Annotated in this window: 18 protein-coding genes; 9 read left to right on the top strand and 9 right to left on the bottom strand. The window is 72.1% G+C overall.

From position 1 onward, the window contains the following. The first annotated feature begins 49 nt into the window (after positions 1-49). The 3 genes from ACZ4UU_RS34855 to ACZ4UU_RS34865 are packed head-to-tail and all read left to right on the top strand — an operon-like array spanning position 50 to position 3,506. Complete coding sequence (locus tag ACZ4UU_RS34855; protein ID WP_471907391.1) at positions 50-1,444, top strand: DUF6777 domain-containing protein; 1,395 nt, start codon at positions 50-52, stop codon at positions 1,442-1,444. A 39-nt stretch (positions 1,445-1,483) separates the two neighbouring features. Further along, positions 1,484-3,304, top strand: coding sequence for a serine/threonine-protein kinase (locus tag ACZ4UU_RS34860; protein WP_471907392.1), 1,821 nt, complete (start codon positions 1,484-1,486; stop codon positions 3,302-3,304). 13 nt (positions 3,305-3,317) lie between these two features. After that, on the top strand, positions 3,318-3,506 hold the full coding sequence (locus tag ACZ4UU_RS34865; RefSeq protein WP_217214079.1) for a hypothetical protein: 189 nt from the start codon (positions 3,318-3,320) through the stop codon (positions 3,504-3,506). A gap of 28 nt (positions 3,507-3,534) precedes the next feature. On the opposite strand, the gene ACZ4UU_RS34870 is transcribed toward ACZ4UU_RS34865, so the two are convergent. From ACZ4UU_RS34870 to ACZ4UU_RS34885, 4 genes are read right to left on the bottom strand one after another with little or no spacing between them, the layout of a single operon-like run. Then, positions 3,535-4,749 carry a sensor histidine kinase gene (locus ACZ4UU_RS34870; RefSeq protein ID WP_471907393.1) on the bottom strand — a complete coding sequence of 405 codons (1,215 nt, stop codon included), beginning with the start codon at positions 4,747-4,749 and terminating at the stop codon, positions 3,535-3,537. Then, positions 4,746-6,458, bottom strand: a complete 1,713-nt coding sequence (locus ACZ4UU_RS34875; protein WP_471907394.1) for a sodium/solute symporter — start codon at positions 6,456-6,458, stop codon at positions 4,746-4,748. Before ACZ4UU_RS34875 ends, ACZ4UU_RS34870 begins: the two co-directional genes overlap by 4 nt. 58 nt (positions 6,459-6,516) lie before the next feature. Next, positions 6,517-6,876, bottom strand: coding sequence for a hypothetical protein (locus ACZ4UU_RS34880; RefSeq protein ID WP_471907395.1), 360 nt, complete (start codon positions 6,874-6,876; stop codon positions 6,517-6,519). A gap of 2 nt (positions 6,877-6,878) precedes the next feature. After that, the gene (locus tag ACZ4UU_RS34885; protein ID WP_471907396.1) at positions 6,879-7,643 is read right to left on the bottom strand and encodes a LytR/AlgR family response regulator transcription factor; all 765 of its coding nucleotides are present in this window, start codon (positions 7,641-7,643) and stop codon (positions 6,879-6,881) included. Between the two features lie 89 nt (positions 7,644-7,732). Here ACZ4UU_RS34885 and ACZ4UU_RS34890 point away from each other — a divergent pair, with 89 nt between their 5' ends. From ACZ4UU_RS34890 to ACZ4UU_RS34915, 6 genes are all read left to right on the top strand, one after another. Then, entirely contained in the window at positions 7,733-8,260 is a 528-nt protein-coding gene (locus ACZ4UU_RS34890; protein WP_471907397.1) for an Lrp/AsnC family transcriptional regulator, read from the top strand. 123 nt (positions 8,261-8,383) lie between these two features. After that, positions 8,384-9,196, top strand: a complete 813-nt coding sequence (ddaH, locus tag ACZ4UU_RS34895) for a dimethylargininase (RefSeq protein WP_471907398.1) — start codon at positions 8,384-8,386, stop codon at positions 9,194-9,196. Further along, positions 9,193-10,419, top strand: coding sequence for an ornithine--oxo-acid transaminase (gene rocD, locus ACZ4UU_RS34900; protein WP_471907399.1), 1,227 nt, complete (start codon positions 9,193-9,195; stop codon positions 10,417-10,419). Before ddaH ends, rocD begins: the two co-directional genes overlap by 4 nt. A 268-nt stretch (positions 10,420-10,687) precedes the next feature. After that, complete coding sequence (locus tag ACZ4UU_RS34905; protein WP_471907400.1) at positions 10,688-13,147, top strand: SpoIIE family protein phosphatase; 2,460 nt, start codon at positions 10,688-10,690, stop codon at positions 13,145-13,147. 94 nt (positions 13,148-13,241) lie between these two features. Next, positions 13,242-14,474 carry a PP2C family protein-serine/threonine phosphatase gene (locus ACZ4UU_RS34910; RefSeq protein WP_471907401.1) on the top strand — a complete coding sequence of 411 codons (1,233 nt, stop codon included), beginning with the start codon at positions 13,242-13,244 and terminating at the stop codon, positions 14,472-14,474. Positions 14,475-14,815: 341 nt separating this feature from the next. Next, complete coding sequence (locus ACZ4UU_RS34915; protein WP_471907402.1) at positions 14,816-15,541, top strand: lysophospholipid acyltransferase family protein; 726 nt, start codon at positions 14,816-14,818, stop codon at positions 15,539-15,541. Here the strand turns inward: ACZ4UU_RS34915 and ACZ4UU_RS34920 are convergent. The 5 genes from ACZ4UU_RS34920 to ACZ4UU_RS34940 all read right to left on the bottom strand — a co-directional run bounded on the left by ACZ4UU_RS34920 (position 15,534) and on the right by ACZ4UU_RS34940 (position 19,977). Further along, positions 15,534-16,313 carry an urease accessory protein UreD gene (locus ACZ4UU_RS34920; protein ID WP_471907403.1) on the bottom strand — a complete coding sequence of 260 codons (780 nt, stop codon included), beginning with the start codon at positions 16,311-16,313 and terminating at the stop codon, positions 15,534-15,536. The two genes, ACZ4UU_RS34915 and ACZ4UU_RS34920, sit on opposite strands and share 8 nt — an antisense overlap. Next, on the bottom strand, positions 16,301-16,984 hold the full coding sequence (gene ureG, locus ACZ4UU_RS34925) for an urease accessory protein UreG (protein WP_471907404.1): 684 nt from the start codon (positions 16,982-16,984) through the stop codon (positions 16,301-16,303). The genes ACZ4UU_RS34920 and ureG overlap by 13 nt, the downstream gene beginning before the upstream one ends. A 232-nt stretch (positions 16,985-17,216) precedes the next feature. Next, entirely contained in the window at positions 17,217-17,891 is a 675-nt protein-coding gene (locus tag ACZ4UU_RS34930) for an urease accessory protein UreF (RefSeq protein ID WP_471907405.1), read from the bottom strand. A gap of 60 nt (positions 17,892-17,951) precedes the next feature. Beyond that, entirely contained in the window at positions 17,952-19,673 is a 1,722-nt protein-coding gene (locus ACZ4UU_RS34935) for an urease subunit alpha (RefSeq protein ID WP_471907406.1), read from the bottom strand. After that, positions 19,666-19,977 carry an urease subunit beta gene (locus tag ACZ4UU_RS34940; protein ID WP_471907407.1) on the bottom strand — a complete coding sequence of 104 codons (312 nt, stop codon included), beginning with the start codon at positions 19,975-19,977 and terminating at the stop codon, positions 19,666-19,668. The genes ACZ4UU_RS34935 and ACZ4UU_RS34940 overlap by 8 nt, the downstream gene beginning before the upstream one ends. Positions 19,978-19,986 lie beyond the last annotated feature (9 nt).

Here is a 19,986-nt window from a genome sequence, read left to right on the forward strand (position 1 = left end):
TTTCAGTAGCATGAAGCGCGTCGGGGGAACCGCACCGGGGGGAGCGGTAATGGCGCTTCGTGTTTTCGTACGCAAGTTCGCCGTCCTGTGGGTCTGCGTACTCGTGTTGAGCGGGTGCGACCGGGACGCGCCTTTGTTCGTCGTGAAGGCAGTGGCCGCGGGAGTTCCTTCGCTCGCGCCCTTCTTCGACGAGAACCAGGGGCTCGGGCGGGATGACGCCCGGGTCACCACGGTCCGGGCCGCGCACGGTGGCCTTCAGCAGGGGGATACGCCGGGCCTGTACGGAGGGTCCGAGCAGCCGGCGATCTGCGATGTCGTACGGCTGAAGAAGTTCCTCACCGATCCCGCCAATGAGCGCAAGGCACGGGCGTGGGCAACCGCGCTCTTCCTTTCGACGGACGAGATTCCCGGATATCTGGAACGCCTCACACCTGTTCTCCTGCGTCACGACACTCTCGTGCGGAATCACGACTACAAGAAGGGAAAGGCCGTCCCCTTCGACGCGTTGCTTCAGTCGGGAATCGCGATTCTCGTCGACGAGCAGGGTCTTCCCGCGGTGAAGTGCTCGTGCGGAAATCCGTTGCGGCCCTTCGAGGGTGACACGACCCGGATAACGGTCGAGTTCGACGACCGCAATGAGGAGTGGAAGGGGTACGAGAAGGCGTCCGTGGTGGCCGTGCGGTCCGCGCCCCGGAAAGTGGAGCGGCTCGCCCTGGTCGACGTCCATGAACCGGATCGGGGCATCGCCCGTCCCGTGGGGACGGCCGGCGAGGACGATGCCGCGTTCGACACGCGTGAGCGGCGTGCCGTGCCGGGCCTTGCCGGACAGACGTTCGGACAGGCGAGCCGTCAGTTGGCCCAGAAGGGGCTGGCGGTCGGCTTCGAGGGCGGCGGGCTGCCGCCGGACGACGCCCGGGTCACGGCGTCGGACCCGCCGGCGGGGACCGAGCTGCGGTTCGGGGCGTACGTGACGTTGAGCGTGGCCGGGGGGACCTTCGGTGGCTCGCCCGAAGAGCCGACGCCGACGTCCACTCCCCCGGGCCCGGGGTCGTCCGGGTCGACGCGGGATCCGTCGGCTTCCACGCCGTCGGCATCCGATCCGTCGGCACCCGATCCGTCGCGGTCCTCGTCGTCGACGTCCTCGCCGTCGACGAAATCGCCGCCCGCCTCGTCGGGCCCGCCGTCGCCGTCGGCCTCCGGACCCAGCGGTTCCGGGTCCGCCGGCCCCGGCCCCACGAGCGGACCCCCGTCTCCGCGCCCGCCGTCGTCCGCTCCGCACTCCTCCGCCCCACCACCCAGCCCCGAGCCGCCCTCGCCGACGAAGAACCCCGCGTCCAGCTCCGCGCCCCCGAGCAGCGAACCGACGACCAGCGCGCCCGCCACGAGTGCCCCGGTGAGCGGTACCCCCTCCACCGTCGAACCCCCCGCGAGCACGACCGCCTAGCAACCACGCGGCGCACCCGCAGAACCCGGGAGTCACCGGATGCCCTCAGGATCACCGACGTCGGGAGTGGGCCGGGTCGTCGCCGGCCGGTATCTGCTGCTGAACCGGCTCGGCAGCGGCGGTATGGGCCATGTCTGGCTGGCCCACGACCAGAGACTCGCCTGCGAGGTCGCGCTGAAGGAGATCGTGTTCCGGGACCCGGCCGAGGCCGACGAGCGCGAGGCCAGGGTGGCCCGGGCCCGCGCGGAGGCCCGGCACGCGGCGGGCCTGCGCGGACACCCGCACGTGGTGACCGTGCATGACGTGCTGGAGCACGAGGGGCTGCCGTGGATCGTCATGGAGTACGTGGCCGGCGCCGTCAACCTGCGTGATCTCGTCGACCGGCACGGTCCGCCGGCGCCCGCGGAGTGCGCCCGCATCGGACTGGCCGTACTCGACGCACTGACCGCCGGACACGAGCGGGGCGTCATGCACCGGGACGTGAAACCGGCGAACATCCTGCTCGCACCGGACCGCTCCGGGGCGCCGTACGGACGTGTGCTGCTCGCCGACTACGGCATCTCGGTGCGGCCGGACGCCGGGGAGACGCGGTACACACTGGCGTCGGCGCTCGTGGGTACGGCGGGCTATCTGGCGCCGGAACGGGTCACGGGCGGGGCGCCCACGCCGGCCACGGATCTGTTCTCGCTGGGCTGCACGCTGTACCACGCGGTCGAGGGGCGGGGGCCCTTCGACCGCGAGTCGCATCTCGCCCAGGTGACCGCGGTGGTCATGGAGGATCCCCGGCCGGCCTCGCGGGCCGGGGCGCTGGGACCCGTCGTACGGGCCCTGCTGGAGAAGGATCCGGCACGGCGGATGTCCGCGGCGGAGGCGGAGGCGGCGCTGTCACGGATCGTCACACCCGAGGTCGACGCGTACGCGCGCACCCGGACCGACCTCGGCTCGCAGCCGCACTGGGGTGGAGCGCCGCCCGGGACACCCATGACGCCCGTGACGCCTGTGACCTCCCCGTCGCCCGAGCCCGGCTCAGGGCCGCGTCGGACCCGTCCCCGCATCCTGCACGCGGTGCTCGCCGGCCTCCTCGGGCTGGCCCTGGCGGGGGGCGGTGCCTGGTACGCCATGGACCGGGAGTCGGGCCGCCGCGGGTCGGAGCGGCCGTACGGCGACGCCGTCGGGCTCCAGGATCCGCTGAAGGAGGGTGACTGCGTGCTGGCCGACTGGCCCGGCGCGAGCGCCTTCCAGGGCACGCCCCGGCTGCGTCTGGATCCCGGCTGCCGGGAGCTGGCGCCCGACGGGCAGGTGATGGCGTTCGTCGCCGCCGCGTCCGCCGCCGAGGCGCGCCGGGAAGGGCCGGCGGCGTGCGAGGAGCGGACGGAGGCGATCCGCGAGCGGCTCGCGGATGTGCGCGGCTTCGCCGTCGTACCGTCCGAGGCGGGGTTCGAGGCGGCCGGGCGGCGTACCGCCTGTCTGGTGCTGGGGGCGCACGGACCGGTCTTCGGGCCGCTGGGCGAGTACCGGAAGGCTGGGTCGGCGTTCGCCGACACGGCGACCATGCAGCGGCGGGACTGTCTGGACGTGCGCTCGCGCCGGGACGCCCGCCTGGTGTCCTGCGCGGATCCGCACGACGAGCAGGTACTCGGATTCACCCGACTGGGCGCCGACGTCACACTGACCGAGGCCCGCACCGAATCGGACACGGCGTGTGCCCGTGAGGTGCCGCCGCGCGACTACGGGTTCGATCCCTCCGTGTACACGGCGGGCTCCTGGACGAGCGAGGGGTCCTGGAAGAACGGGACTCATTTCGTCGTGTGCACCGTCAGGAAGCAGAACGGGGGCACCATGGAGGGGGACGAACCATGAGGAGGGTGTCGCGATGCCCGGTTCTAGCGGTTCTGGCGGGTCTACGGACAGTTCTACCAAGGCGATGGGGGTGGTCACCGTCGGAGGTCTCGTCGTGGTGACGGCCTACACGGTGGCGCTCGGGAGCAATGGCTGGCTGTGGTTCGGGTGGGTGGTGCTGGGGCTGATCACGCTGGGGCTGGTCGTCAGCCGCAGCACCTGAGCCGCGGAGCCCGGCGCCGGGGCCTGTCTCAATCCCTGTTGAGCCGCCCCGCGGAGTGCACGCCCGGCTGGTACTTCGGCAGCCGGGCGGTGATCTTCATGCCCGCTCCCGGGGCGGTCTCGATGACGAGGCCGTAGGCGTCGCCGTACACCTGCCGGAGCCGGTCGTCGACGTTGGACAGTCCGATGCCGCCCGACGGGCTGACCTCGCCGGCGAGGATGCGGCGCAGCAGGGCGGGGTCCATGCCGGCGCCGTCGTCCTCGATGACGACGAGGGCCTCGGCGCCCGCGTCCTGTGCGGTGATGCTGATGTGGCTCTTGCCTGCGAGGGCCGTCTTGCCCTCCAGGCCGTGTTTGACGGCGTTCTCGACGAGCGGCTGGAGGCACAGGAAGGGCAGGGCGACCGGCAGTACCTCCGGGGCGATCTGGAGGGTGACGGAGAGGCGGTCACCGAAGCGTGCCCGCACGAGGGCCAGGTAGTGGTCGATGGCGTGGAGTTCGTCGGCGAGGGTGGTGAAGTCACCGTGCCTGCGGAAGGAGTAGCGGGTGAAGTCGGCGAACTCCAGGAGCAGTTCGCGGGCGCGTTCGGGGTCGGTGCGGACGAAGCTGGCGATCACCGCGAGCGAGTTGAAGATGAAGTGCGGGGAGATCTGGGCGCGCAGTGCCTTGATCTCGGCCTCGATCAGTCGGGTGCGGGACTGGTCGAGGTCGGCCAGTTCCAATTGGACGGAGACCCAGCGGGCCACCTCGCCGGCCGCCCGTACGAGCACCGCGGACTCGCGGGGCGCGCAGGCGACGAGGGCGCCGTGGACGCGGTCGTCGACGGTGAGCGGGGCGACCACGGCCCAGCGGACGGGGCAGTCGGCGGTGTCGCAGGTGAGCGGGAAGGCCTCGCCGCGGCCGGACTCCAGGGGGCCGGCGAGGAGTTCCATGATCTCCGTACGGTGATGTCCGCCGACGCCGTCCCAGACCAGCACGTCCTTCTGGTCGGTGAGGCACAGCGCGTCCGTGCCGAGCAGTGAGCGGAGTCTGCGGGCCGACTTGCGGGCGGTCTCCTCGGTGAGGCCGGCTCGCAGCGGGGGCGCCGCGAGGGAGGCTGTGTGGAGCGTCTCGAAGGTGGCGTGCTCGACGGGGGTGCCGAGGCCGCCGGAGTTCTCGGGACGGGCGGTGCGCCGGCCGAGCCAGAAACCGGCGGCGAGCAGCGGGAGGATCGCCACGCACAGGCCCGCGATGAAACCGCTCATGCCTTCACCTCCGCGCGCAGTTCCTCCGGCAGATGGAACCGGGCCAGGATCGCCGCCGTCCCCGCCGGGACCCGGCCCGGGGTGGCCAGCGACACCAGGATCATGGTGAGGAAGCCCAGCGGCACCGACCAGAGCGCGGGCCAGGCGAGCAGCGCGTGCAGCGCTCCGGAGCCCGGGAAACCAGCCATCGTCGCCGCGACGGCGAGCAGTGCCGAGCCACCGCCGACCAGCATTCCGGCGGCCGCGCCGGGCGGGGTGAGCCGGCGCCACCAGATGCCGAGGACGAGCAGTGGGCAGAAGGACGACGCCGACACGGCGAAGGCGAGGCCCACCGCGTCGGCGACGGGGAGCCCGCCGACCAGGGCGCTCGCGGCGAGCGGGACGGCCATGGCGAGGACGGTGCCGAGCCGGAAGTGCCGTACGCCGCGGGACGGCAGGACGTCCTGGGTGAGGACGCCCGCGACGGCCATGGTCAGGCCCGAGGCCGTGGACAGGAACGCGGCGAAGGCGCCGCCCGCGACCAGCGCGCCGAGCAGGTCGCCGCCGAGGCCGCCGATCATCCGCTCGGGCAGCAGCAGGACGGCGGCGTCCGCGTCTCCGGCGAGGGTGAGTTCGGGGGCGTAGAGACGGCCGAGGGCGCCGTAGACCGGGGGCAGCAGGTAGAAGGCGCCGATCAGGCCGAGGACGGCGACGGTGGTGCGGCGGGCGGCGACGCCGTGCGGGCTGGTGTAGAAGCGGACGACGACATGCGGCAAACCCATGGTGCCGAGGAAGGTGGCGAGGATCAGGCCGTAGGTGGCGTACAGCGGGCGTTCGCCGCGGTTCTCGGCCTGCGACGGCGAGAGGCTGCCACCGCTGCCGCGGTCGGGTTCGGGGACGGGGGCGCCCTTGTCGAAGGTGAGGCGGGTGCCGGACTCGATGTGGTGGGTGCCGGCGGGGAGGCGGATCTTGTCGTCCTCGTGCGTGCGGCCGTCGACCGTGCCGGTGACGGTGACCGTCAGGGGGCGGTCGAGTTTCAGGTCGAGGGTGTCGTCGACGCGGACGGCGCTCTGTTCACGGAACGTCGCCGGTTCGTCGAAGGCGTGGCGGGGAGCGCCGTCGCCCTGCCAGGCGAGGATCAGGAAGAGGGCCGGGACGAGCAGAGCGGTGAGTTTGAGCCAGTACTGGAAGGCCTGCACGAAGGTGATGCTGCGCATGCCGCCGGCGGCGACGATGGCGACCACGACGACGGCGACGATGACTCCGCCCAGCCAGTCGGGTGCGTTCGTCAGCACGGTCAGTGTCAGTCCGGCGCCCTGGAGCTGGGGCAGCAGGTACAGCCAGCCGGTGCCGACGACGAAGGCGCCCGCGAGCCGTCGCACCGCCTGGGAGGAGAGGCGGGCCTCGGCGAAGTCCGGGAGGGTGTAGGCGCCGGAGCGGCGCAGCGGGGCCGCCACGAACAGCAGCAGGACCAGGTAGCCGGCGGTGTAGCCGACCGGGTACCAGAGCATGTCCGGGCCCTGCACGAGGACCAGGCCCGCGATGCCGAGGAAGGAGGCGGCGGAGAGGTACTCGCCGCTGATCGCGGCGGCGTTCAGGCGGGGGCCGACGGTGCGGGAGGCGACGTAGAAGTCGGAGGTGGTGCGGGAGATGCGCAGGCCGAAGGCGCCGACGAGGACGGTCGCCAGGACGACGAGGGCGACGGCGGGGACGGCGTAGCTGGAGTTCACGGCCGCATCGGTTCTCTCAGGTTCGGTCGGTCTCTTGGGCTCGGTCGGTCTCTTGGGTTCAGCGGTCCTCGACGAGCCGTACGAAGTCCCGTTCGTTGCGCTCGGCGCGGCGTACGAACCAGCGGGCCAGCAGGACCAGTGGGGCGTAGAGGCCGAAGCCGAGGATCGCCCACACCAGGTGCTGGGCGTCCGGCATCGCCGCGAAGAGCAGCGGCAGCGGGCCGACGAGGAGGCCGAGGACGGCGAACACGGCGAGGGCGGTGCGCAGTTGGGTGCGCATCAGTGAGCGGACGTAGGTGTGGCCGAGGGTGGTCTGTTCGTCGATCTCGGTGCGGGGGCGGTAGTAGCCGGAGACGCGGCGGGTCTGCCGGGGCGGGCCGGTGACGACGACGCGGCGGTCGGCGGGGTTCTGGGGCATGGTCACGACCTCCGCATGAGCAGGTCCCGCAGCTCGCGGGCGTGGCGCCGGCTGACCTGGAGTTCCTCGGCGCCGACCATGACGCTGACGGAGCCCGCGTCCAGGCGGAGTTCGCCGATGTGGCGCAGGGCGACGAGATGGCGGCGGTGGATGCGGACGAAGCCGCGCGAGCGCCAGCGCTCCTCCAGGGTCGACAGGGGGATGCGGACGAGGTGGCTGCCCTTGTCGGTGTGCAGGCGGGCGTAGTCGCCCTGGGCCTCGACGTGGGTGATGTCGTCGACGGCGACGAAGCGGGTCACGCCGCCGAGCTCCACGGGTATGTGGTCGGGGTCGGGTTCGCTCACGGGTATGCGGGGCGGGGCGTCGCGCCGGGCGGCGGCGCGCAGTTCGACGGCGCGCCGGACCGCCTCGGCGAGCCGTTCCTTGCGGACCGGTTTGAGGACGTAGTCGACGGCCTTGAGGTCGAAGGCCTGGACGGCGAAGTCCTCGTGGGCGGTGACGAACACGACCAGCGGCGGGGTGGCGAACCCGGTGAGCAGCCGGGCCAGGTCCAGTCCGTCGAGGCCGGGCATGTTGATGTCGAGGAAGACGACGTCGATCGCCTCGGGCCCGCCGGGCCCCGACTCCAGGGCGCGGTTGATGCGGCGCAGCGCCTCGGTCGCGTCGCCGGCCCCCTCCGCACTGCCGATGCGGGGGTCGGCGTGCAGGAGGTAGAGGAGTTCCTCCAGCGAGGGGCGTTCGTCGTCGACAGCCAGGGCGCGCAGCATGAACCCGGAGTGTAGGAGCAATTCGCACGCTTGGACATGTGCTGCCGGTGCGCGTTCGCGCTGGGTGGCGGGCCGCTTACAGTGCCCTCATGAACAGCGGCGCGGCGTCCTTCGACGAACTCGACCGGAAGATCATCACCGCCCTGATGGCGAACGCCAGGACGAGCTTCGCCGAGATCGGCACGAGCGTCGGGCTGTCCGCGACGGCGGTGAAGCGGCGCGTGGACCGGCTGCGCGACACGGGCGTGATCACCGGGTTCACGGCCACGGTCAAGCCGTCGGCGCTGGGCTGGCGTACGGAGGCGTATGTCGAGGTGTACTGCGAGGGCGCGGCCCCGCCGCGGCGGCTGGCGGAGGTGGTCCGCAACCATCCGGAGATCACCGCGGCGATGACGGTGACCGGGGGCGCGGACGCGCTGCTGCATGTGCGGGCGCGCGACGTGGAGCACTTCGAGGAGGTGCTGGAGCGCATCCGGGTCGAGCCGTTCATCCGCAAGACGATCAGCGTGATGGTGCTGTCCCATCTCATCCCGGAGAGTCCGGAGGCGGGCGCGAGCCAGCCAGTCCCCGCGGCCGCCCCGACAGCCGCCCCGAGTGACGCAGCACACGTGCGCTGAACCAGCCGAAGACGCAGCATTCCTGCGTGGACACGCAATTCCTGTTTCTTGTCGCTCGTCAGCCCGCTTTCTTACCTTGGTGTCAATCCTCATCAACACCGTAGGAAGCGGAGGAACCCCTCTGTGCCCGAAACCCGTGTGCCGCGCCGGCGGCGCTTCCTCGTCTGCGAACCCAGACATTTCGCCGTGCAGTACGCGATCAACCCCTGGATGCAGCCCGACGTCCGGGTGGACGTCGATCTGGCCCAGGAGCAGTGGCAGGCGCTGATCCGCGCCTACCGTTCCCACGGCCACTCGGTCGACACGCTGGAGCCGGTCGCCGGTCTCCCCGACATGGTGTTCGCCGCGAACTCCGCGGTCGTCGTCGGCGGCCGCGTCTTCGGTTCCCTGTTCCACGCGCCCGAGCGCCGCCCGGAGTCCACGCACTACGAGACGTGGTTCAAGACGGCGGGCTTCGACGTGTACCGGCCCGAGTCGGTGTGCGAGGGCGAGGGTGATCTGGTCTGGACCGGCCGGTACGTCCTGGCCGGCACCGGATTCCGTACGACCCGGGAGGCGCACCGCGAGGTGCAGGAGTTCTTCGGCCACCCGGTGATCAGCCTGACGCTGGTGGATCCGTACTTCTACCACCTGGACACGGCACTGTTCGTGCTGGACGACGACAACATCGTCTACTACCCGGAGGCGTTCTCGCCGGGCAGTCGTGAGGTGCTCGCGCGGCTGTACCCGGACGCGGTGCTCGCCACCCGTGACGACGCGACCGCCTTCGGTCTGAACTCCGTGTCCGACGGCCGCCATGTCTTCATCGCGCCGCAGGCCGAGGCGCTCGCCGCGCGCCTCGACGAGCGCGGCTACGTCCCCGTCCCCGTCGACCTGTCGGAGTTCCGCAAGGCCGGCGGTGGCATCAAGTGCTGCACCCAGGAGATCCGCTCATGACCGCGCCCGCGCAGACCCGTACGACCCGTTCGTCCGCCGATCTGATCCGCGCCGAGGAGCCGGTCCTGGCGCACAACTACCACCCGCTGCCCGTGGTCGTCGCCCGTGCCGAGGGCACCTGGGTGGAGGACGTGGAGGGCCGCCGCTACCTCGACATGCTGGCCGGCTACTCGGCGCTGAACTTCGGCCACCGCCATCCGGCGCTGGTCGAGGCGGCGCACGCGCAGCTGGACCGCCTGACCCTCACCTCCCGGGCGTTCCACAACGACCGGCTCGCCCGGTTCGCCGAGCGGCTGGCGGCACTGACCGGCCTGGACATGGTGCTGCCGATGAACACCGGCGCCGAGGCGGTGGAGAGCGGCATCAAGGTGGCGCGCAAGTGGGCGTACGACGTGAAGGGCGTCCCGGCCGACCGGGCGACGATCGTGGTCGCGGCGGACAACTTCCACGGCCGTACGACGACCATCGTGTCGTTCTCCACGGACGAGAGCGCGCGGCAGGGCTTCGGCCCGTTCACGCCGGGCTTCCGGATCGTGCCCTACAACGACCTGGCGGCGCTGGAGGCGGCGGTCGACGAGACGACGGCGGCGGTGCTGCTGGAGCCGATCCAGGGCGAGGCGGGGGTCCTGATCCCCGACGAGGGCTATCTGGCCGGGGTCCGTGAGCTGACCCGCCGCGAGGGCTGCCTGTTCATCGCGGACGAGATCCAGTCGGGCCTCGGCCGTACGGGGCGCACGCTCGCCGTCGAGCACGAGTCGGTCGTGCCGGACATGCTGCTGCTCGGCAAGGCGCTGGGCGGTGGCATCGTGCCGGTGTCCGCGGTGGTCGCCCGTCGTGACGTGCTCGGGGTGCTGCGGCCGGGCGAACACGGCTCGACGTTCGGCGGCAACCCGCTCGCCGCCGCGGTCGGCACTGCTGTGGTCGAGCTCCTGGAGACGGGCGAGTTCCAGCGCCGCGCCGCCGAACTGGGCGTGGTCCTGCGCGGCGGCCTGTCGGCCCTGCTCGGCCGGGGCGTCGTCGGTTTCCGCGCGCGGGGCCTGTGGGCGGGTGTCGACATCGATCCGGCGGTCGGCACGGGCCGCGAGATCGGCGAGCGTCTGATGCGCGAGGGCGTCCTGGTCAAGGACACCCACGGCTCCACCATCCGCCTGGCACCACCCCTGACGATCACGGCGGAGGAGCTGACGGGAGCGCTGGGGGCGCTGGAGAAGGTACTGGCGTAAGCGACCCGGAACACCGGCGGCCCGGCTCCCGAGCGGTGGCGGGCCGGGCTGCCGAGCGGTGAGGGCCGGGCTGCCGCCCGAACACGCGAGCCCTTTGGCAAACGCCCCAGTCCTTGACCGCCGGACCCCGCCGACGGTGCCTTCCCCGGCCCTCCGCGCCCGCGCGTCCACCCCCACTCCCGGCCCTCGCAAAGAGGCAGCGGTGACCGGAAGGGTGAAGATGGGGACAAGAGGTGGTAGACCGCTCTCAGCGACAGAGAGGTCGGCCGTGGGCACACACGAGGAGCGGGGCGTTGCCGGGCAGGGGTTCGACGTGGCGGATGCCGCGCCCGTGCTGCTCGACGCGCAGGGTCTGGTGACGGCGTGGACCAGGAACGCACAGCGGCTGCTGGCATACGCGGCACCGGAGACCGTCGGGAAGAGCGTCGGCGAGTTGCTGAGTGCGGAAGACGCGGGACGGGTGCCGGAGCTGATCGCGCGGTGTCGCAGGGACGGCGGCTGGGCGGGGCTGCTCACCGCCGTGCACCGGGACGGCCCCCCGGTCCGGCTCATGGCGCGGATCACCTCGGCCCTCGACGCCCAGGGCCCGGCACGCTGGCTCGTGCTGCTGTCGGAGCTCGCGGACGCGCCCGGCTGGGACATGAGCCGCGCCACGCTGGAGCAGATGGTCACCCGCTCCCCTGTCGGCATAGCGATCGTCGACACGGACCTGCGCTACGTGTGGTCGAACGCGGCCCTCGCCCAGTACGGCGGCGGCCCTCCGACCAACCGGCTCGGACTGCGGCTGGCGGACGTCCAGCCCGGTCTGGACGCGGAGTCCATCGAGGCCCAGATGCGCCAGGTGCTGGCGACGGGCGAACCGATCGTCGGCTACGAGCACGTGGGCCACGCACGCTCCGCCCCGCTGCGCGAGACCGCCCACATGATGTCGTTCACCCGGATCGACGACGGCGACGGCCATCCCACCGGCGTGTACTACACGGTGGAGGACATCACCGACCGCCATCGCGCCCGGCAGCGGCTGGCCCTGCTCGACCGGGCCGGTGAGCGCATCGGCCGTACGCTCGACATCACGCGCACCGCCCAGGAGCTGGCCGACGTGGCCGTACCGGGACTCGCCGACCTGGTCACCGTGGATCTGCTGGAGTCGGTGCTGCGGGGTGGGGAGCCGGCGGCCGGGCCGCTGGGCGACACGGCTTCGGTGCCGCTGCGCCGTGCGGGGCAGCGTTCGGCCTCCCGGAGCGTGCCGGAGGCCGTCGTCGACATCGGCGAGGTGGTCACGTACCCGGCGGGGTCTCCGCCGATCCGCTGCCTCAGGACGGCACAGTCCTGGCGCGCGGAGCGACTGGATCCGCTGGGCGAGGCCTGGGCCGAACACGCGCGCGGAGGGCGGACCGCCATCTTCCTCGAACTGGGGCTGCACAGCGTGATGATCGTGCCGATCCGGGCACGGGGCGTCACGCTCGGTCTCACCACCTTCTTCCGGCGCCATCGCCAGGAGCCGTTCGAGGAGGACGACCTGAACCTCGCCGAGGACCTCGTCTCACGTGCCGCGGTCTGTGTCGACAACGCCCGACGCTACACCCGCGAACGGGACGCCGCCCTGGTCCTCCAGCGCAGCCTGCTGCCGCACCGGCTGCCCGAGCAGGACGCGCTGGAGGTGTCCGCCTGCTACCGGCCGGCCGACGAGCTGACCGGCCTCGGCGGCGACTGGTACGACGTCATCCCGCTGTCCGGCGCCCGCGTCGCCCTGGTGGTGGGCGAGGTGCCCGGGCACGGCATCGACGCGGCCGCGGCGATGGGGCGGCTGCGGACGGCCGTACGGACCCTCGCGCTGCTGGACCTGCCGCCCGAGGAGGTACTGGCCCATCTGGACGACCTGGTGGCGCGCTCGGCCCGGGAGGAGGGCGTGCAGACGGCCGCGGAGGAGGCCGCTGTCGCCCAGTCCGTGGGGTCCGGGTGCGTGTACGTCGTCTACGACCCGGTCGACGGGCAGTGCACCATGGCGGCCGCGGGCCATCCGGCGCCGGCCGTCGTGCTGCCCGACGGTGGCGTCACCTTCGTCGATCTGCCGCAGGGCGCGTCGCTCGGCGTGGGCGGTCCCCCGTACGAGTCGGTCGAGCTGGCCCTGGCGGCGGGCAGCACGCTCGCCCTGCACACCGACGGTCTGCTGGCGCACGGTGACGACTGGGCCGTGGACGCCGACCGGGACCGGCTGCGGCGGGCGCTGGAGCGGCACGCGGTCTCGCTCGACCTGCACTGCCGGACGGTGGTCGACGCCCTGACCCCGGCCCGCCCGCACGACGACGTGGCCCTGCTGATGGCGCGCACCCGGCTGCTGGGCACCGAGCAGGTCGCCGACTGGGACCTGCCGTCCGATCCGGCCTCGGTCGCCGACGCCCGCAAGACGGCCGCCCGGATGCTGACGGAGTGGGGCCTGGAGGAGCTGGCCTTCACGACGGAACTGGTCGTCAGCGAACTGGTCACCAACGCCATCCGCTACGCCACCGGCCCCATCCGGCTGCGGCTGATCAGGGAGCGGGCGCTGGTCTGCGAGGTCTTCGACGGCGGCGCCACCGCCCCGCATCTGCGGCATCCGCGCACCACCGACGAGGGCGGGCGCGGCCTGCTGCTGGTCTCCCAGGTCACCCAGCGTTGGGGCACGCGTTTCGTCCCCGAGGGCAAGATCATCTGGGCCGAGCAGTCACTGACGGATCCTTCGCCCTGACCTGCCGGACCGGATGAGATGTAGTAGATCGGTACATACGCCGTACAACGCGGGAAAATGGTCGGGTCCCGGTGGTGAGGCGGGAGCGGGAGCCATGGACGAGAACGCGATCGACTACGAGACGGTGTTCCAGAGCCTGCCCGGGATGGTGGCGCTGCTGACCCCGGAGCTGGTCTACGTCGACGCGAACGAGGACTTCCAGCGTCTGTCCGGCCGCAGCCGCGCAGAGCTGGTGGGCCGGTACATCTTCGACGTCTTCCCCGACAACCCCAACGACCCCGCCGCCACCGGAATGCGCGACGTGCGGGCGTCGATGCTGCGTGTGGTGGCCACCGGCGAGCGCGACGCGATGGCGCTCCAGCGCTACGACGTGGAGGATCCCGGGCGCCCCGGGCACTGGGAGGAGCGCTACTGGAGCCCGATCAACGCGCCGGTCCTCGACCCTGAAGGCCGGGTCGCGTTCGTCCTGCACCGGGTCGAGGAGGTCACCGAGCTCATCCACCTGCGCGGCGGCGCGGGCGGTGACAGCCGGGCCCGGGTCCTGGAGGCGGAGCTGTACACCCGCGCCCGCGAGCTGCAAGAGCTCAACGACCGGCTGCGGCAGGCGCACGCCCGTGACCGCGAGGTGGCCCTCGCCCTGCAGGAGGCGATGCTGCCCGCCCGCCGACAGGTGCACAACCACCGGGCCGCCGTACGCTATCGGCCCGCGGTCGGCGCCCTGAACGTGTGCGGCGACTGGTACGACCTGATCGACCTGGTGGGCGGCAACCGCATCGGCGTCTCCGTGGGCGACGTGGTCGGACACGGCCTCGCGGCGGCCGGCGTGATGGGCCAGCTGCGCAGCGCGCTCAGCGCCACCTCCCGCGTCGCGGACGGCCCGGCACAGGCGCTGGACGTGCTGGGGCGGTACGCCCATGTCGTCGACGGCGCCGAATCGGCCACCGTGGTCACGACGTTCATCGACTTCGACGCCCGCACGATCGCCTACAGCAGCGCGGGCCACCCACCTCCCGTCCTCGTCCACCCCGACGGGGCCGTGGAGTTCCTCGACCAGGCCACCGACACACCGCTGGACGCGCGCCCCGACCCGATCCCCAGACCGCAGGCCGTCACCACGTACTCCCCCGGCGCGACGCTCGCCCTCTACACCGACGGCCTGATCGAACGCCGCCGCGAGGACATCGACACGGGGCTGAGCCGTCTCGCCGACTCCCTGGTCCGCCATCGCACATCCGATCCCGAGCCCCTCGCCGACGCCGTCCTGCTGGAGCTGCTGCCTCCGGGGGGCGCGACGGACGACACGGCCCTGATCATCGTGCGGCTATGACGGGCTGTGACGAGCCGTGACCAACGAGCAGACGCCAGGACTCCCCGCAAGGGCGACCGCCCTGCCACCGGGCAATCACGATCACGCCAAACCGCACCACCGGGTTGCCGCACACCGACCCCGGACACCAGGCTGGTCCGGCGGCCCCTCCCCACCCGCAAACCGCCCCGCCCACCAGCGCCCTGACATCCAGCCAGGAATCGCCACGGGCGGCACACGTCCGACCCGACCCGGTTCCGGCCTGTCCCGCCTGCGCCTACACTGGCAGCCCCACGGCACGCTGGTTGACCTGCCAGAACGCGGCGGCTGGAGCTGAACCGCCGGAGTGAGGAGCGACCCTCTTGTTCTACTACGTACTGAAATACGTGTTGTTGGGACCTCTGCTGAGACTGGTCTTCCGCCCCCGAATAGAAGGCCTTGAGCACGTACCGGCGACGGGCGCGGCCATCGTCGCCGGCAATCACCTGTCGTTCTCCGACCACTTCCTGATGCCGGCGATGCTCAAGCGGCGCATCACCTTCCTCGCGAAGAAGGAGTACTTCACCGGCCCCGGCCTCAAGGGCCGCCTGACCGCCGCCTTCTTCCGCAGCGCCGGCCAGATCCCCGTCGACCGCACGGGCAAGGAGGCGGGCCAGGCCGCGATCCGTGAGGGCCTCGGCGTCCTGAGCAAGGACGAGCTCCTCGGCATCTACCCGGAAGGCACCCGCTCGCACGACGGCCGCCTGTACAAGGGCAAGGTCGGCGTCGCGGTGATGGCCCTCAAGGCCCAGGTCCCGGTCATCCCCTGTGCCATGATCGGCACCTTCGAGGCCCAGCCGCCGGGCAAGGTCATCCCCAACGTCCACCCGGTCACCATCCGCTTCGGCAAGCCCCTCGACTTCTCCCGCTACGCCGGCATGGAGAACGAGAAGGCGATCCTGCGCGCCGTCACCGACGAGATCATGTACGCCATCCTGTCCCTGTCCGAGCAGGAGTACGTCGACCAGTACGCGGCCGTCGCCAAGGCCGAGCAGGCCGCGGCCGAGGTGGAGAAGGAACGCAAGTTCCCGCGGATGCCGATCAGTTGACGGAGTCGAGCAACTCCAGCGCCTCGTCGAGCAGTCGGCGCAAGCGCAGTGCGTCCGGCGCGACCGCGCTCACCAGTGCGGCGGGCCCGGCGAGGGGCATCACCGCGGCGTGGCCGCCCAGCACCTGGGCCGTCACCGGAGTGTCGCCGAACTCGGGCCGTACTACGAGGAGTTGCCCGACGGCGCGATGACCGTTGAGTCCCGCGGGCCCGTCCCAGCCGCCCGGTGCGCCGGGGCCGCAGGCGAGCTCCTGATCGATGACGACACGATCGGCCACCCGCACCTGGAGACGGCTGGTGAGCCGACCGGGCTCCTCACCGACCCGGCCGAGCACCTGCTCCTCGCGCAGCACGAGCCGCCCGCCCGCACCGACGTCGACGCGTGTCGTGACGTACAGGTCACTGCCCCGGGCGGAGATCAACTGCTCGGGCAGCCAGTGCAGCTCGGCCCCGTCGGCCACCGCCAGCCGTACGTCGTACCTCGCCTCGTCCTTGTTCTGGCCCGGCAGGGCGATCGTGGCCGCCGCCGAGCCGACGCGCAGCCGGGCGCCGGGCTCCACGTCGGCCTCCACGGTGAAGTGGTCGCCGCCGAGGGGCCCGCTCATCGCGCCGACGACCACGACCCGCGCCTCGGCGCCGCTCGCCCGCGTCCGTCTGAGCGCGAGCGGCCCGTCGCTGTCCAGCACGGGCAGCGAGGTGCCGCCCCGACCGTCGTCCCGGGCGACGATCCGCGCGACGGCCCGTACCCCACCGGTCACGGTCACGCCGTCCACGCCGCGAGCTGCGCCCGCACCCAGTCGGCGACATCCTGCACGCCGGGCTCGCTCCGGAGCGACTGGAAGACGACCGGCAGTTCGGCCCGCTGAGCCTTGGCGTCGGCCGCCATCCGGGCCAGGTCGGAACCGACGTACGGCGCGAGGTCGGTCTTGTTGACGACGAGCAGGTCGGCGGTGGTCACCCCCGGTCCGCCCTTGCGGGGGATGTCGTCCCCGCCGGCCACGTCGATCACGAAGATCTGCGCGTCCACCAGCCCCTTGGAAAAGGTGGCGGTGAGATTGTCCCCACCCGACTCGACCAGGATGAGATCGACAGGACCGACCGTGTCCTCCAGTTCCTCCACGGCTTCGAGGTTCGCGGAGATGTCGTCCCGGATCGCGGTGTGCGGACAGGCCCCCGTCTCCACGGCCGTGATCCGCTCGGGCGGCAACACGGCCTCCCGCAGCAGGAACTCGGCATCCTCACGTGTGTAGATGTCGTTCGTGACGACGGCCAGGGACAACTCGTCGCGCAGCGCACGGCAGAGCGCGGCCACGGTGGCCGTCTTACCGGACCCGACGGGCCCACCGAGCCCGATACGCAACGCCCGACGCGTCCCATCCGAACGGTGCGCGTCGGCACTGACGGCGGAGGGACCGTCGTGGGTGTGAGTGTGGTCGAGATGCATGGAAGCGGCTCCAATACGTTCTTAGTCTGTCCAACCTTGAGGACAAGGCCGTCCCTAACCCCCACCCACCCGCAGGGGCTTCGCCACCCCAGGCACCCCCAGCCCGTCCGGCGTTTGAGGACGAGGCCCGGAGGGCCGATGGGGGTCCAGGGGGCGGAGCCCCTTGGCGGGGTCGAAGGGGCGGAGCCCCTTCAAGGGATGGGACGGGTAGGGCGGCGGGGGCGAAACACCCCTACGACGCGAACAACCGCACTGCCCAAGCCGCATGCACCTCCGCCCCGATCTCCAACAGCGGAGCGCCCCCCGCAGGCAACTCCGCCACCCCACCCCCGACGACCCGCCGCCCCGCCTCCACCGCCCGATCCACCACAAGGTCCACCGCCGGCGCCAACCGCGCCAGCACCCCCGTGGCGTCGAACGGATCAAGACTCAGCAACCGCACCGTCGCACTCGCCGGCCCACTCACACTCTCGTAAGCCGCGCAGTAAGCCGCCTCGACGGCCCCCAACCCCGCCGCCCGAGCAGCGACCCCCAGCACCACCGGCTGATGAGCCCCTTTCGGAAACCGCCGAGCCAGGTCGTCCAGCTCACCTGACGGCCAAGTCGCCCGAGCGGCCCGCGTCAACTGCCGCCCCAGCTTGCGCGCGACCACCCGCAGCGCGGGCGACGGCGTCCGGGCATCGGCCGCCGCGTCCAGCGCCACCGCGTCCACCCCGACCGCGGCCGCCGCGGCGAGCGAGGCCGCGACAAGCCCCGCCGTGTGCAACCGCCCCCGGCAGAAGTCCTCCAGGCTCGCGGCCCCGGTGATCCGCCCCGCCTTGACGGCTTCCTCCGCCCCGCCGGAGTGCGCGTGCCCCCCGGCGGGAAAGCGGCCGTCGGCGAGAACCAGAAGTGCTGCCCGCGACATCAGAACCCAGCCACCAAAGTCATCTCAACCACCCTCAACCTCAGCCACCCTCAACCCACCTCAGAACAGGAAGTACCGCTGAGCCATGGGCAGTTCGGCGGCAGGAGCGGCCTCCACCAGCTCCCCGTCGATGTGCACGGCGAAGCTGTCGGGGTCGACCCGCACCTCGGGCCGCGCGTCGTTCTGCCGCATGTCGGCCTTGGTGACCCCACGCGTCGACTCGATGGCCACGAACCGCTTGCCGAGCTGGAGCCGCTCCGGCAGCCCGTCCTCGATGGCGAGCGGAGCCACGAAGTTGAACGAGTTCGCGGCCGGCGCCCGCCCGATGGCCCCGTACATCGGCCGCGGAAGAACCGGCTGCGGCGTCGGGATCGAGGCGTTCGCGTCGCCCATCTGCGCGTACGCGATCTGCCCGCCCTTGATGACGAGCTGCGGCTTCACTCCGAAGAACGCCGGCTCCCACAGCACCAGGTCGGCGAGCTTGCCGGTCTCCACGGAGCCGATCTCGCGGGCCAGGCCCTGCGCGAGGGCGGGGTTGATCGTGTACTTGGCCACGTACCGCCGCACCCGCAGGTTGTCGGCCCGCCCGTCGCCGGGCAGCGCGCCCCGGCGCCGCTTCATCACGTGCGCGGTCTGCCAGGTCCGCATGACGACCTCGCCCACCCGGCCCATGGCCTGCGAGTCCGACGAGATGATCGAGATGGCGCCCAGGTCGTGCAGGACGTCCTCCGCGCCGATCGTCGACGGCCGGATCCGCGACTCGGCGAAGGCGAGGTCCTCGGGCACGGCCGCGTTGAGGTGGTGGCACACCATCAGCATGTCGAGGTGTTCCTCGGCGGTGTTGACGGTGAACGGCCGCGTCGGGTTCGTCGAGCTGGGCAGCACGTGCGACTCGGAGACGACGGTCATGATGTCGGGCGCGTGGCCGCCGCCCGCGCCCTCGGTGTGGTACGCGTGGATGCCGCGTCCGGCGATGGCCGCCAGTGTGTCGCCGACGAAGCCCGCCTCGTTCAGGGTGTCCGTGTGGATGGCGACCTGGATGCCGGTCCGGTCGGCGACGGTCAGCGAGGCGTCGATGACGGCCGGGGTGGAGCCCCAGTCCTCGTGCAGCTTCAGACCGAGCGCGCCGCCGCGGATCTGGGACAGCATCGCCTCGTGGGAGACGGTGTTGCCCTTGCCGAGGAAGCCGATGTTGAGGGGGTACTGCTCCATCGCCTCCAGCATCCGGGCCAGGTGCCAGGGGCCCGGCGTGACGGTGGTCGCCTTGGAGCCCTCGGCCGGCCCCGTGCCACCGCCCACCAGCGTCGTGATACCCGCGGACAGCGCCTCGTCGGCGATCTGCGGGCAGATGAAGTGGACGTGCGCGTCTATGGCGCCGGCCGTCAGGATCCGCCCGTTGCCGGCGATGATCTCGGTCTCGGGGCCGATGACGAGGTCGGGGTGGACCCCGTCCATGGTGTCGGGGTTGCCGGCCTTGCCGATGCCGGTCATCCGGCCGTCGCGGATGCCGACGTCGGCCTTGACGATGCCCCAGTGGTCGATGATCACGACGCCGGTGATCACCGTGTCGGGAGTGCCGTCGGCGCGCGTGGCCCGGGACTGGCCCATGGACTCGCGGATGACCTTGCCGCCGCCGAACACGGCCTCGTCCCCGGCGAGTCCGGGACCGCCGGAACGATCCTCCTCGATCTCGACCAGCAGATCGGTGTCGGCGAGCCGGATACGGTCACCGGTCGTCGGCCCGAACAGGTCGGCGTACGCGGCACGGGAGATCTCAGGCATCGAGGGCACCTCCGGTCTCGCCGCGCAGTCCGGGCACCACGCGGGCGCCGGTCAGCGGGACGAGTTCGACGTCGACGGGGATGCCGGGCTCGAAGCGGACGGCAGTGCCGGCGGCGACGTTGAGCCGCTTGCCACGGGCCGCGGCGCGGTCGAACTCCAGGCCGGGGTTGGCCTCGGCGAAGTGGTAGTGGGAGCCGACCTGGACGGGCCGGTCGGCGGCGTTGAGGACGGTCAGCCGGGTGACGTCACGGCCCTCGTTGTAGACGATCGAGTCCTCGGCGAACAGGATCTCTCCGGGAATCACGCAGCCCCC

The sequence above is a fragment of the Streptomyces sp. NPDC028907 genome (genome assembly GCF_055564995.1).

Bases quoted from the DNA above. Each gene is read 5' to 3' on its own strand.
- rocD (WP_471907399.1), top strand. From the start codon at position 9,193: ATGACCGCGCCCGCGCAGACCCGTACGACCCGTTCGTCCGCCGATCTG.
- ACZ4UU_RS34885 (WP_471907396.1), bottom strand. From the start codon at position 7,643: ATGCTGCGCGCCCTGGCTGTCGACGACGAACGCCCCTCGCTGGAGGAA.
- ACZ4UU_RS34880 (WP_471907395.1), bottom strand. From the start codon at position 6,876: ATGCCCCAGAACCCCGCCGACCGCCGCGTCGTCGTCACCGGCCCGCCC.
- ACZ4UU_RS34860 (WP_471907392.1), top strand. From the start codon at position 1,484: ATGCCCTCAGGATCACCGACGTCGGGAGTGGGCCGGGTCGTCGCCGGC.
- ACZ4UU_RS34930 (WP_471907405.1), bottom strand. From the start codon at position 17,891: ATGTCGCGGGCAGCACTTCTGGTTCTCGCCGACGGCCGCTTTCCCGCC.
- ACZ4UU_RS34870 (WP_471907393.1), bottom strand. From the start codon at position 4,749: ATGAGCGGTTTCATCGCGGGCCTGTGCGTGGCGATCCTCCCGCTGCTC.
- ACZ4UU_RS34935 (WP_471907406.1), bottom strand. From the start codon at position 19,673: ATGCCTGAGATCTCCCGTGCCGCGTACGCCGACCTGTTCGGGCCGACG.
- ACZ4UU_RS34910 (WP_471907401.1), top strand. From the start codon at position 13,242: ATGGACGAGAACGCGATCGACTACGAGACGGTGTTCCAGAGCCTGCCC.
- ACZ4UU_RS34890 (WP_471907397.1), top strand. From the start codon at position 7,733: ATGAACAGCGGCGCGGCGTCCTTCGACGAACTCGACCGGAAGATCATC.
- ureG (WP_471907404.1), bottom strand. From the start codon at position 16,984: ATGCATCTCGACCACACTCACACCCACGACGGTCCCTCCGCCGTCAGT.
- ACZ4UU_RS34865 (WP_217214079.1), top strand. From the start codon at position 3,318: ATGCCCGGTTCTAGCGGTTCTGGCGGGTCTACGGACAGTTCTACCAAG.
- ACZ4UU_RS34855 (WP_471907391.1), top strand. From the start codon at position 50: ATGGCGCTTCGTGTTTTCGTACGCAAGTTCGCCGTCCTGTGGGTCTGC.